Here is a 13,529-nt window from a genome sequence, read left to right as displayed (position 1 = left end):
AATTATTTTATAGGTATCGGGAAATAGGCTTATTGTCTTTCGGAACGTTGATAGTGAAACTTAATCATCCAGCTATCATTCCTTGAATTCTGTATTCTAAACAGATAATTCCTGTCACTTACAAGATGGAAATCCTTATCCAGTAAGAGCTCCAACTGATTACTACCGGCATCCACAGGAATGCTTCCTTTATAAACTACTTTATTATGATGATCAAGATCTATCAGCTCAAATGACGCAGTACTATCTGTCGTTTCATTCGTGTATTGGCAAAGCAGTCTTTCATTACAGTTAATCACGGTACCATCGGTAGTTCTCTTTAACTGTACATAGGAGCTTTGACTAACACCGCTGCTGCGTAACGGTTGCTTTAACCGGAATGTCCATACCTCCGCCTGTGATACGGTCATCTCTGTATTCTTTGCAATCACCGTCCAGGCATAGGTTTTGGCGGTATCCAGGTTCATGGCACCATCTGCGAAATTCACATAGTTCAAGCGCAGATTGTTAGCCTGGTACACCGGTACATTCTGCTGTACAGCCTCGTAAGCATCTTGTCCGGGGAAAACTTCCGTAACAATCATCCGGTAATTCAGATCATTAAAAATATTCACCGGTGCAGGGGGAATCCACGTAAACTGGGGCAAACGGCTGTCCAACATACTCCTATCAGCCGGGTTATTTAACAAAGGAGGACTCATCGGCTCCACCGAAAAAGGAATACAATCTTCTCCCCCCTGACCTCTTTTATCTCCTTCCACAACCAGATTATAACAGGCCAGGTAATTACCCGCAGCAATCATCCCATTCGGATTACGGTCCATAACCGGAGATAAAATTTCATACTGGATAGGGGCGAAATCATTTACCTGCATCTGCCGGGCACCTTTATCCAGACTAAAAGTTTTCGTGGCCGCAGTCATCACCACCTGATTGTTCCGGACATCCCGAAGGGTAAACAGAATGCGTGCATAAACAGGATTGGCCGAAACGGACACCATCCTGACATTCCAAAGCTGCGCTTTCAGCAATACTCCACCAGAAGGCAACAGTGGGGTCATACTCACCTGTGCCGAGGCTTTCATGCAGAAAACCAGCATAGACAACCAAAGGATTTTCTTCATTTTTTAGCGTTAAAATATTTTTGTGTATACGATTCTTCCTGTTTTATTTGATACCAGCTTTCGTTGCGCTCCCGGAATATACCCCTGGTCACCCATGAAGGAAAACTCACCCACTTTCGGCACAGCTATCCTTAAATTGCCATTGTAGCCTAACTGCGTTATATCATACATAGTCTGGTAATTGTACTTCAAACCTCCTCCTACTTCCAACCAGCTTTTGAGTTTCCATTGCGCTGAAACATCCGCTCCATGCAATGAATAATCCGGGTTAATGGATTCTGATAATCCACCGTTAAGTGTTACCCTGCCAAAAAACACGGTATGATTAAGTGCCAGATTGCTACTGTTGAAATATATAAAACCACTATCTGTAGCGTGATTAAAGAATCGGGTATAAGTGAAGTTGGTATTCATCATCAGATGATGATAATCATAGCTGTAATTAGCCGTACCTGTGAGGGTATTGAAAACATTTTCCTGATAATGGCCATCATCGAGCTTCATGAGCTGAGAGCTCGGATAGTAGCCTACAGACAACACAGGCCATCTCTTACGTTTAAGGGTCAACTGTAAACTTTTAAAAATTGTATTACTCTGGATACTGGTATTTTCAAAAACACTGTTAAAATCATTTTTCCGGATACCTGCTGATAACAATAATTGCTGTTTCCAGAAAGGCTGGTCCACCTTTACTGACCAGGCAGTTTGATTAGAACCGGTGTTGTAAATACTAAACGATTGAAAGTTAGCATTCATCTTTTTCACCATAGCATTCATACGTGTGCCCGTTACCGGTAGAAATCCGGTATAAGTCGTTGCTATTGCATCAGCAGAATGATCATTGAAGGAAAAGATACTGGAAAAGGCAGACTGATCTCCTCTTTTATAATATGGCAGAGATGACCTTGCCGCCTCCACAGCTATTGTATGATGCGGGAATACCTGCCAGCGGCCTTCCAACGAAATCCCCATCAGCTTTGTATCAGGCTCCTGAATATGCTGGCCGGGATCCGGTGCTGTAGTATTGAAATTGTACAACTGCTTCCGTCCTGTATAAAAAGAAAAAATTATACTGGATTTATCACGCAAACCATATCCCAATCTTGCTATACTTAAATACTGCTTACTCCTTTTCTGATTGATGGTATAATCCCTGAAAACATAATCCACAGCGCCGGTAGCAAAGGCAAAATACCAGTCAGGATTATACTCTGCCTGAAATCCAGTAATACTGATATTCTTCGCAGTAAGCTCAGAATAATCAACCATAGTTCTGCCAATGCCAACAGAACGTAAGGCAAGTAAAGTACGACTACCTTTGGGCAACAAACTATCCGGCAGATTCATAGACTCCAGGTCATCGGCCAATTCCCTGTTAGTAGCATGTTTTCCAAGCGCATCTTTCATTCCTGATCTGCGGGAGTCATACTGCGATCGTTTGCGGTTGTAGAGCGCCTGCGTCTTCTCTATTTTAGCTAATATAGAATCAGCTCTTTGCTTTAGCAACGCTAACTTTTCCGCACTATTGGCCATCCCGGAATCTTTGGCAACCGGATCAGGGATACCAGCCTGCGCATAACCACGGTTCAGGTCAATATTAGGCCTTTTAAGATCCAGCTTTTGCTGGTTTGCAATAGAATCACGCACCCTGCCATATAGCTGCTTTTCCTTCTCCTCAACAATCTGCTGAGAAAGAGAAGGAGCTTTCATCTTCGCCTGCAACTGATAGAGCTCCAGGTATTGAGAATCCAGCTGAGAACGCATTCTCAGTAATTCTTTCCTGTCCTTTTCGCGTACATTATCCCAGCCCATTGCCTTTTGCAACAGCATATTTTTGAAATCACGGTTAGTGTACTGCATATTCACGCCGGTGATATTCCGGACGAAATCAGCATTACTCTTACTCGTTGAAAATGCAATACGAAATGGATATTTATCCTTCCAGACCAATTGAAGGTTCGTCTGCAACGTATGTTGCACGATATCCCTTGCCTGTATTGGCGTATCTCTTGCAGACTGATAATAAAAGTCGTACAGAATATTACCATGCACAGTCAACAAATTCTTTCGTACAGGCGTACTGGTTATTGGCTTTACTCGAATGCTCCGTTCAGGGGACATCCTGACATCTGACAATCGACGATACATTGACACAGGAATGAGGGCAGGAGCTTTGCATGAAGCGCCTGGAACACTAATAAAACCTGAATCTACCGGTTGATAATCCTTTGACAGTGGTATCTGGGCAAAACAATTACGGGTAATCAATAACCATAACAGGGTTATGATTATTCTCTTCATAGGGTGGGTTCAACCAATTATAATGCTCTTACAAAAATTTTAAAGGTGATGACAAAAAATAGGATATTATTCACCACAAAACTATAATAAAAAACTGCCCATCAAAATAAAAATTTAAAACATGTAAAGTTTAATATGGAGAAGTTTTTAGAAACCCTTATTGACATTCGATTATGACAAAAAAAAATTTTTTTGAAAGTAAACACTTAAGTAAAAACATCTAAGTAGAAACACTTATTATACCTCCAATGCCTTTACCACATTGAAATACAGAGGATATGTCATGAAATTAAACACAAGTTACTTTCAGTTGAAATAGCAAGCTCAAGCAAATAACATAGCTACTATTTCAGGAATAAACATCATATACATAAATGACAAGACTGAACTGTTTTCCTGCTAAACATTCATTACAAAAAACAGTTACTGCATACACCAATTCACTTTCTATGAAATATCTTTTTTAATCTCCGCTTCACACCCCAGAACCATTCCCTCCTGAGATTGGTACTAACAAAGACGAAACCAAAAACATAGTTCGCCCATATAGGAAAATCAACCACTTCTTTGAACTTTTCAAAATAAAACGGATAGGAGTTTGTACCTCTCAGTTGAAGAATCAACCCAATCAAAGCAATAAAAATTCCAAATAGGACGCCCAGCAGGTTTCCCCACTTTTGCATAAATTCTCCGATGGCCTTAATCATAATTAGTTGCATTAATAATTACCGCTTCCTCCATCATCACCGTAATTAATTGTTTAATATTTACGCAGATATTCCTGCCAGTTATCAGGATAATCTTCCTGTATTTTTTTCTTTATGAAATCTGGAACAGGCTTCTTCCAATAATCAAGTCCATGTGCTTTAAGAAAAGCCACCACCTTCATTTTCTGACCATAAGCTTCACTATCAGGAGAATACACATCTTCTCTCATTAAGTCCAGAATGTAAACCTTTTCTCCCCCTTTTCCGAATTGTGACCTGTCGAAAAAAAGCAAATCATATTTAGCGCCGCTTTCCAGGAGAAACAATGCAACATCATAATGGTCAAATATCAATGCTTCTTTCAATGGGAAGTCACCGTAATCATTAACATGATTAACATCTGCACCTCCTTCAACCAATATCTTTACCTTTTTCAATGCGAAGTCACCCGCTTTCAGCGTTGCACTGGCTTCCAACAGGGGAGTCTGTCTGGTGGTATTCCCTTCTCTTCGGGGCCCTACTTCGTCATCATTTGGGTTCGCACTTTTAGAAAGTAACAGCGACAGTAATCTGAGCGTTGCTGTCTCCTCGTTTTGAATGTCTGCCGCTAATATTATTGCTGATTTTCCATCATAACTATCATGTACATTGGGATCTGCACCATTATTCAACAGGAATTCAGCAGCTTTGAATTTATGGTTCATAATGGCTAACATCAATGGTGTCTTTCCATAATAGGGCTCCTGCAAATTCAATACGGATGTATCCTGCTGAATTGCAGCTGCTATCTCCTTAGTATCCTCAGACCTCACAGCCTTAATCAGGTCCCAGGCTTTAGTCTTCTTAAACAACCTGAAATCATACCCTCTCAGCTGACTTCCATCCACATCATCAACTACATCAATACAACTATGCAGCAAACAAACAACTGCTGACAACAATAAAATGAAAACAAGTTTGTACTTCGTAGACATAGATTTTGGTTTTAATCTACCCGAAATGTGGGGCTCATATAGTAATGCGTCTGCATTTACAGATCAAGGTAGTACATCAATTCATAACGGCTTTCACCTTTAGGCATACGATAAACATTAATTCTGTTATTATAGATTTCCCACATAAACCTTCCATCTTCCCAATCAGTTACATAAAACATAGCATCTACCGTATCATCACAACAACCTTCATCTGTGTTAGCAACCTTCAATGCCCAACAACAACATAGGATTTGATATTGTAAGTAATCGCGGGCATAATCACGTATGCTGCCACCAAAAAACACATGACTTGTCCAATTGATTTCTTCAGTTGGAAATCGCCAGCATTTCATATAAAACTCAGCTCTTTCCCGATCCACTACAAAGTCAGAAGAATCTGCTATTGTTTCTAATAATACTTTTTCAAGTAGCAACACCTCCTCTCGTGCGCATGTAAAACCTCCGGATACCGTAATATAGTTGCCCATATCATATTTAATTATTAATAATAGTAACCCACAACTATTTAGACTCCCGATAAATACTATCAATCAACATTTTTCCATTTGCCTGCACCACTCTAAAGCATAAACCATTCGACAACTTCACCATAATACCATGATCATTTGCCATAGGCTTGTAATTGACTACCCCCACATTTTTCAAGTCCTCCATCTCACTATCAATCTCCTGCGACTTCAACACCAGGTCATAGTCCAGTCCTTCCGGCGGCCCGTCCAACTGCTTACGCTCCTGAAACCGGCTATCACAATCTTTAAAATATTTATGCAGATCATAAAAGTATTTTTCAGAAAAATAACCGGAGCTTTTAAAGATTTTTATATAGCGGTCTACGCCACCATAATCAATACGATAGGGGAGAAGCGTATCAGACATGCGGACCAGACTAATACCGGCAACTGTGTCGTAATGCTGTTTATACCAGCTTAGTGCGTCTTTTGCCAGCTTTCCGGCCGCCGCTGTATCAATTTTATCGGGGAAGATGTGTGTCTTTGGAGGAACCGTATCGGTTATGACACTATTATTTTGCTGTGGCGAAGCACATGCTGCCAAAGCAAATACAAATATACAGGGCCAAGAACATTGCTGTATTTTCACAGGTATTATATATTTTTAGTAAGATGCCCACCTATACTATATTACACGGCACTACATACAATTGCTGCAATTGTAAAATCTGGTATAGGAAGATATATATTTTATTATTGTTTTGCGGGAGAAGCGCCTACAGGATCTGTAGCCTGGGCTTTGCCTTTTTTGTATTCTTCGAAAGAATTCTTGATATACAACAACAGATCATATTCTGATGCTGCATTCAGAAAATCATATCCGGGACGATACTTGTACATAAATGAATCCAGCTCCGGACTCTGTAACTTCGTCATTCTGCCAACTATCTCAGGAGAATAACGGTAATCTATGTACTTCTCTTTTTCCCAGTACTCCAGTTGTCCGCGGAATTCTTCCTTACGCTTACGTGCCTTGCTGGGAACAAGGTAACTCAATGCTGTCACAGGATTTGCCGGCAACGTTTTCAACACGTCCATAGCGCCAGGCTTCTTATAATTGAAATATCTGTTGTACTCTTCACGCATGGCAAGAGAATCCTTATAATGACTCTTACCCTGTACATTCACGCCTTCCAGCTCATACAAACGCTTCTGTAACAAAACATCCATACTTGCCGACATACCCGGCATCACCACCACTCTTGTCGCATAACCGATCATGGAAAACTCAATAGTATCCCCAGCCATTCCTTCTAAATAGAAACGACCACTTTCGGTACTGAGTGTCCCTGTCATCGCTCTCTTATTTACGATTGAAACAAACGGTATTCCTGTTTTTGTATCCTGATCCGCCACCATACCGGAAAGCCGGACCTGTGCAACAGTATCCTGCAGGTTGATGAATAAGAAAAGAAACAATGCTCCGATATATGCAAAAAAACGAATCATGAATATAGTAATCTCTCAAAATTAACTTTCCACTAGCAAATGAAACGTTAAAATAGAAACCTTTAACATCTTATTTTGCCAGCAATTGACAGCGCTCAGCGACAAAAATATTAATTCTCAGCGGGATAAATATCCCGTCTATCCATATTATTATCTATTTTTACCATAGACATTTAACACATGCCACAGAAAATCATCTTCGCAACTCAACATTATCAGTACCTGAAAGAGAGACTACTGGCCATTTCCGTACCCCAATGGGAAAACGGAGAGCTCGATATCCGCGATTTTCCGGATGGAGAACACTACCACCGTATCCTCTCCAATGTCAGAAACCGCGAAGTGGTCCTCCTCGGTGGCACCATCGATGACAAAGAAACACTCGAACTCTACGACCTCGCCAGCGGCTGCATACAGCTCGGCGCCAGCGCCATCACCATTGTAATCCCGTATTTTGGCTATTCCACCATGGAACGCTCCGTTAAATACGGCGAAATCGTGAAAGCCAAAACCCGCGCCGTACTGTTCTCCAGTCTGCCTACCACCGCCCAGGGCACACAGATCGTCCTGATCGATCTCCACGTAGACGGCATTACACACTATTTTGAGAGCGGTGTACGCCCTACACATCTCTACGGCAAGGAAATCGTAAAAGAGGCCGCTATGGAGCTCGTAGATGGCTCCCCATTCGTGCTCGCCAGCACCGATGCCGGACGCGCAAAATGGGTAGAATCCCTCGCAAACGACCTCCACGTACCAGCAGCATTCGTATTCAAACGCCGCCTCTCCGGTGAAGAAACCGCCATCACCGCCATCAGCGCCGATGTACAGGATAAAACTGTTATCATCTACGACGACATGATCCGTACCGGTGGCTCTCTCATCCACGCCGCCGAAGCCTATAAACAAGCAGGAGCAAACGATATCTATGTCATCACCACACACGGCATATTCGCAGGCAACGGATTCCAACGCATCAAAAACACCGGCATCATCAAAAAAATTATCTGCACAGATACTCATCCTAACGCACTCTCTATCCAGGACCCCATGCTCGAAGTACGCTCCGTAGACCACATGATCCTCAACTTCTTCGAAAGCAACCACACCCTGTAACAGATCAAGATAAATATCGGCAAATAGTCCTTCACTGTCAACAACTTCACAGATGTTGGCATACCTCATTTTGTAGTGAGAAAAAATATAAATTGATTTTTTTTGTGCCCCAACACATTGTAAGGCTTCATTCGATTGTATAGTTATATGGATAGATCATAGCAATGTAACTGTAAGCCACTTAGTTCGTGCTCATCCACCTTTAAAAAAATTTGTAACCAAATCGCGCATTATACAATGAGAAGCCAAGTACAAGCCTGGTTGGGGCTGTGCTATGCCCTTTTCTGCTATACCACGAGTAGTGCATACACAATCCCACACGGGCAATTTAAACTACAACAGCCCAAAGCTGACACCACTACGCCTGTGGTAATAAAACCCGCTGCCGACACAACGGTAGTCCCAAAAGATTCCAGTAAGGCAAATCCGGCAAATCCTGCACAGAAACAGGATTCATCTAAAAGCAACGATACCGGAAACGCTAAAAAAGATACCGGATTAATCCTTCCTCCTGATCCTCAAAAACAAAAAGATGATCTGAATAAATTTACTTTCTCAGGCACAGTAAAAGATGATAGCGGCACACCTATCCCAGGTGCAATGATTAAAAATAAAAATTCTAATCTCGTTGCGCAATCATCTCCTACTGGAAAATTCAGTATTAAGGCAGCTATTAATGACCAGATTTCAATTAGTGCTCCTACCTATGCTGAACAAACAATCACTGCAGCAAAAAAAGAAGCTACAGTAAAACTCTCCGCAGCGAGCGATTCTAAAAAGGTACTGAACGAAGTAGTAGTAACTGCCCTCGGTATCAAGAAAAACCCTCGCAGCGTCGGTTTTGCCATGTCAGAAGTAACAGGAAATACCGTGCAGGAAGCTAAAGAGGTAAACTTCGTAAACGCACTCTCCGGTAAAGTTCCTGGCCTCCAGGTAAATACCAACAGCGGATCTATGGGTGGCTCCTCTAAAATCACCATCCGTGGCGTGAAATCCATTCTCGGTGATAACAACGCCTTCTTCGTTGTAGACGGTGTGCCTATGATGAATAACAACACCAACCAGGGCGGACAGCTCAACGGTGGTGGCGGCTACGACTATGGTAGCCCGCTCCAGGATATCAACCCGGATGATATCGAGAATATCTCCGTGCTGAAAGGTGCCGCCGCTACTGCATTATACGGCAGTCGTGGTGCAAACGGCGTTCTCCTCATCACTACCAAAAAACGCCCCGACGCAGAAGGCGGCATCGGTGTTACCTACAACCTCAATGCGGAAATGAATCAGGTATCTGTGCTTCCTAAATACCAAAACCAATACGGCGGCGGTGCTAACGGACGCTTCGATACACTCTACTATAATCAACACCCGGAAGGATTTCTCAGCGAATCCGCCGCTACATATGATGACAACAACGGTAAAGGACGCTACGACCTCATGCCGCAATACTACGAAGACCAATCATGGGGGCCTAAACTCAACGGCCAGGTAATCCGCCCTTACTGGTCATGGGGAAAAGATAAAAACAACCCATACTTCGGACAAACAACTAAATGGGTTGCACAACCCAATAACGTTCGCGATTTCTATAAAACAGGCGTCACCCTGAGCAATACTATCGCCATGAGCGGCAACAACGACAAAGGCGCCTTCCGCCTCTCTTATGGCAACATGGACCAGACTTTTGTGCTCCCGAACGCTTCCCTGAAACGTAACAACCTGAGCTTCAACGGTAACTATAAAGTAGCGAAATTCCTTACAGCAACCGCTGCAGTGAACTATAGCTCCCTTAGCGCCACCGCACGCCCGGGTACCGGCTTCACCGGACCTAACCCAACCCTCCAGTTCACCATGTACGGCCAACGCCAGCTGGAACTGGACAAAGAAAAAATATACAAATACCCGGACGGCTCCCAGATGACCTGGAACCGCCGCGCCTGGAATAATGATACCATGTCATCCAGCAACGGCCCTTACTGGAACCGTTACATGGACTATGAAACCGATAGCCGCAACCGCCTCTTCGGCTACGCAGGCCTCGATCTCGATGCTACCAAATGGCTCCAGATCCGCGGCCGCGTATACATGGACGACTATAACACCCTGGAAGAAGAAAGAACGGCCAAAGACTACGTAGTAGGCGGATACATTAAACGCATCCGTACCTCACGTGAACTCAACTACGAACTGACAGCAAATGCTCATAAAGACCTTAGCAAAGACTTACAACTCAACGCTACTGTCGGTGGCAACGTCATGAACCGTAGATGGACCGTTACCGGTGGCTCTACCAACGGCGGACTCATCACACCAGGTGTTTATAACCTCAACAACTCCGTTGCGCCGGCAACACCTATCGACGAATACTACGAAAAACAAATCAACTCCGCATTCGCTACCGCTAACCTCGGATTCAGAAACTTCCTGTTCCTCGATCTGACAGGCCGCAGCGACTGGAGCTCTACCCTCGCAAAAGGTAATAACCAGTATTTCTACCCTTCTGCGTCTATGTCTTTCGTATTCTCCGACCTGCTGAAAGACTGGAAATGGCTGAGCTTTGGTAAACTCAGAGGTAGCATGGCCGCCGTAGGTAACGATGCGGATCCATATCGCTTATACGATACCTACCAGTACGTGTTACCTTTCGGCAACAACCCGATTAACACCTTCTCTCCAACCAAATACAATGTTGATCTGAAACCTGAACGTACTTCTGAATTTGAAACAGGCCTCGAACTGAAATTCCTGGACAACCGTATAGGCTTCGACGTTACCTACTATAACAGAACTACAAAAGATCAGATCATCACCCTCCAGATCCCTGCTGCTACAGGTTTCACCGGCACATATGTAAACGGAGGAAGTGTACGGAACCAGGGCGTGGAACTCGGTATCAACCTGAACCCGATCCGTCTCAAAAATGGTTTTCGTTGGGATATCAACGCCAACGTTGCCCGCAACAGAAACAAACTCCTCAACATGAACATCGACCAGTACAATACTTCGCTGCCAATGCTGACCATCGGTACAGACAGACGCACTCAGAAAGTATCTGTAGTGGCCAAAGTAGGAGAGGCCCTCGGAACCATCATGGGTACCGATTACAAATATGACGACAAAGGCAATAAACTGGTAGATGCAAATGGCTACTATCAGGTAAGCGATATCAAAGCTATCGGTAACGCATATCCTGATTATGTAGGCGGTATCACCAACACCTTCACCTATAAAGGAATATACCTGACTGCACTGGTAGACTTCCAGCATGGCGGTAACTTCTTCTCCTACACAAACCTGTACGGTGAGAAATCCGGGCTGCTCCAAAGCACCGTGGAAAACAATATCCGCGAAAACGGTATCGTTGTTCCTGGTGTTACTGATGATGGCAAACCTAACACGACTGTCATCACAGCACAAAACCATTTCAACTTCAACGGTGGTAACGTCATCAGTAAAGCCAACCTCTACGATGCAAGCTACATCTACCTGAGAGAAGTAAAAGTAGGTGTCAATATTCCACAGGCATGGTACAGCAAAATCAAAGCACAGTCCGCCCGTATCTCATTATATGGTCGTAACCTCTGGCTGATCAAATCCAATGCACCAAATGTGGACCCTGCCAATATCCTGAACTCTTCTTCAAACGTACAAGGTATTGAAGGCGGTGCATTACCATCAACCAGATCGCTGGGGCTTAACCTGAATGTTTCATTCTAAAATTTGTGAAGATGATTAGTAAGATATTCAAATATAGTAGCGTAGTAATGGTAGCAGCAACGATAGCCATCACCGGTTGTAGCAAACTGGACAACATGAATCGTGACCCTACAAAACCTACTACCACACAACCACAGATACTGCTGACAGGTGCACAGAAATCCGCCATGGACATACTCTACAGCGGATTACAGAATGGTTATATCGGGATGGAATACGCACAGTTCTGGAGTGGTAACTCCCGCACCAACGATGCGCAATACAACCTCGATGAAGGTAATAACGCCGCTTTCTGGAATACACTGTATACCTCGGCATTACACAACCTGGATGAACTGGTTAAGGAAAATAATTCCAAAACGGTAGTGCCCACCATTACCAACCAGAATGGTGTTGCACTGATCATGAAATGCTGGATCTATCAGATGCTGACAGACACCTACGGCAATGTGCCATATACCGACGCATTCCAGGTAACCTCCAACATCACACCTAAATATGATGATGCACAAACTGTTTACAAATCCCTGCTGGATACACTGCAACAGCAGATTACAGCAATGGATGAGAAACAAGCCAGCTTCACATCCGGGGATGTAATTTATAATGGTAATGTTGCTGCCTGGAAAAAACTGGCCCGTTCGCTGGTGCTCCGTATGGCTATCCGTATGGCAGATGCCAGCCCGCAAATGGCCCAGCAACTCATCGAAGCAAATTATCTGGGTGCTTTCACCAGCAACGCTGATAACGCGCAATTCCAGTATATCAATACCGCGCCTAATAAATTCCCATATAATGAGTCAGAGAGAGAAATAAGCGAATTTTTTGTAACAACGACGCTCACCGATTACATGAAAAGCATAAACGATCCACGTCTGCCAATGTATGCGCGTCCTGCAAAAAATTCCGATACCATCAAAGGCATGCCTTACGGCACCGCCGCTTCTGATGCAAAACGCCTCTCTCCGAACGACTACTCCTTCCCTGGCGCAGCAGCATATAGCGCCACTATGCCGGGTATTCTGATGACTTATTCAGAGGTGGAATTCATTCTCGCTGAAGCTGCTGCAAGAGGCTACAATGTAGGTGATGCGGCTACCCACTATGCAAATGGTGTCAGAGCTTCCATCAACTACTGGGCGAAACTCTCCGGCATTTCCGTATCGGAGTCCGACATCGCTGCCTATCTGCAACGTGTGCCATACACTGCCGCCGACTGGAGAAATGTAATCGGTACCCAGAAATGGCTGTCGCTGTACCTCCAGGGATTCCAGGCATGGTTCGAAAGGACAAGGCTTCATTTTGCAAAACCTGGTGGCAGTCCGCTCTTCATTGCGCCTGTGTCCGGCTCCGTTGATCCAAGTGTGTCCATGGTACCTTACCGACTCACTTACCTTAAGTCAGAAGCCACCCAGAATGCCGCTAATTACCAGTCTGCCGCTACGGCGATTGGTGGGGACAAGCAAGGAACCAAGCTGTGGTACAATAAATTTTAAGTAAGAAAAGACATGTATATAAACTAAAACTATAACACAACTACAATCAACACGCGCCCGGATCGGTTCTCATACTGATTCGGGCGTTTTCCTTTTTAGCCCCAAATAGTTG

The 13,529-nt window shown here is 43.8% G+C and carries 10 protein-coding genes; 3 read left to right on the top strand and 7 right to left on the bottom strand.

Going from position 1 to position 13,529, the window contains the following annotated elements:
* Positions 1–29: 29 nt before the first annotated feature.
* The 7 genes from F3J22_RS04845 to F3J22_RS04815 all read right to left on the bottom strand — a co-directional run bounded on the left by F3J22_RS04845 (position 30) and on the right by F3J22_RS04815 (position 7,088).
* Positions 30–1,124: a hypothetical protein gene (locus F3J22_RS04845; RefSeq protein WP_167014844.1), complete on the bottom strand. Its 1,095-nt coding sequence runs from the start codon at positions 1,122–1,124 to the stop codon at positions 30–32.
* Positions 1,125–1,133: 9 nt separating this feature from the next.
* A complete protein-coding gene (locus F3J22_RS04840) occupies positions 1,134–3,176 on the bottom strand; it encodes a hypothetical protein (protein WP_167014842.1) in 2,043 nt (680 codons plus the stop codon).
* Positions 3,177–3,865: 689 nt separating this feature from the next.
* Positions 3,866–4,132, bottom strand: coding sequence for a hypothetical protein (locus F3J22_RS04835; RefSeq protein WP_167014840.1), 267 nt, complete (start codon positions 4,130–4,132; stop codon positions 3,866–3,868).
* Positions 4,133–4,185: 53 nt separating this feature from the next.
* Complete coding sequence (locus F3J22_RS04830) at positions 4,186–5,106, bottom strand: ankyrin repeat domain-containing protein (RefSeq protein WP_167014838.1); 921 nt, start codon at positions 5,104–5,106, stop codon at positions 4,186–4,188.
* A gap of 56 nt (positions 5,107–5,162) precedes the next feature.
* The gene (locus tag F3J22_RS04825) at positions 5,163–5,597 is read right to left on the bottom strand and encodes a hypothetical protein (protein ID WP_167014836.1); all 435 of its coding nucleotides are present in this window, start codon (positions 5,595–5,597) and stop codon (positions 5,163–5,165) included.
* A gap of 34 nt (positions 5,598–5,631) precedes the next feature.
* Positions 5,632–6,228 (bottom strand): hypothetical protein, encoded by a 597-nt coding sequence (locus tag F3J22_RS04820; protein WP_167014834.1) that lies wholly within the window; start codon positions 6,226–6,228, stop codon positions 5,632–5,634.
* A 104-nt stretch (positions 6,229–6,332) separates the two neighbouring features.
* Positions 6,333–7,088: a carboxypeptidase-like regulatory domain-containing protein gene (locus F3J22_RS04815; protein WP_167014832.1), complete on the bottom strand. Its 756-nt coding sequence runs from the start codon at positions 7,086–7,088 to the stop codon at positions 6,333–6,335.
* 180 nt (positions 7,089–7,268) lie between these two features.
* Between F3J22_RS04815 and F3J22_RS04810 the strand changes: the two genes are divergently transcribed.
* The 3 genes from F3J22_RS04810 to F3J22_RS04800 all read left to right on the top strand — a co-directional run bounded on the left by F3J22_RS04810 (position 7,269) and on the right by F3J22_RS04800 (position 13,417).
* Positions 7,269–8,204 carry a ribose-phosphate pyrophosphokinase gene (locus tag F3J22_RS04810; RefSeq protein ID WP_167014830.1) on the top strand — a complete coding sequence of 312 codons (936 nt, stop codon included), beginning with the start codon at positions 7,269–7,271 and terminating at the stop codon, positions 8,202–8,204.
* Positions 8,205–8,441: 237 nt separating this feature from the next.
* Positions 8,442–11,921: a SusC/RagA family TonB-linked outer membrane protein gene (locus F3J22_RS04805; protein ID WP_167014828.1), complete on the top strand. Its 3,480-nt coding sequence runs from the start codon at positions 8,442–8,444 to the stop codon at positions 11,919–11,921.
* A gap of 11 nt (positions 11,922–11,932) precedes the next feature.
* Positions 11,933–13,417: a SusD/RagB family nutrient-binding outer membrane lipoprotein gene (locus F3J22_RS04800; protein ID WP_167014826.1), complete on the top strand. Its 1,485-nt coding sequence runs from the start codon at positions 11,933–11,935 to the stop codon at positions 13,415–13,417.
* Positions 13,418–13,529 lie beyond the last annotated feature (112 nt).

The organism is Chitinophaga sp. Cy-1792 (genome assembly GCF_011752935.1).
Lineage (GTDB): Bacteria > Bacteroidota > Bacteroidia > Chitinophagales > Chitinophagaceae > Chitinophaga.
This window is presented reverse-complemented; position numbering and strand designations above follow the sequence as displayed.

Bases quoted from the DNA above. Each gene is read 5' to 3' on its own strand.
- F3J22_RS04810 (WP_167014830.1), top strand. From the start codon at position 7,269: ATGCCACAGAAAATCATCTTCGCAACTCAACATTATCAGTACCTGAAA.
- F3J22_RS04845 (WP_167014844.1), bottom strand. From the start codon at position 1,124: ATGAAGAAAATCCTTTGGTTGTCTATGCTGGTTTTCTGCATGAAAGCC.
- F3J22_RS04835 (WP_167014840.1), bottom strand. From the start codon at position 4,132: ATGATTAAGGCCATCGGAGAATTTATGCAAAAGTGGGGAAACCTGCTG.
- F3J22_RS04800 (WP_167014826.1), top strand. From the start codon at position 11,933: ATGATTAGTAAGATATTCAAATATAGTAGCGTAGTAATGGTAGCAGCA.
- F3J22_RS04830 (WP_167014838.1), bottom strand. From the start codon at position 5,106: ATGTCTACGAAGTACAAACTTGTTTTCATTTTATTGTTGTCAGCAGTT.
- F3J22_RS04815 (WP_167014832.1), bottom strand. From the start codon at position 7,088: ATGATTCGTTTTTTTGCATATATCGGAGCATTGTTTCTTTTCTTATTC.
- F3J22_RS04825 (WP_167014836.1), bottom strand. From the start codon at position 5,597: ATGGGCAACTATATTACGGTATCCGGAGGTTTTACATGCGCACGAGAG.
- F3J22_RS04805 (WP_167014828.1), top strand. From the start codon at position 8,442: ATGAGAAGCCAAGTACAAGCCTGGTTGGGGCTGTGCTATGCCCTTTTC.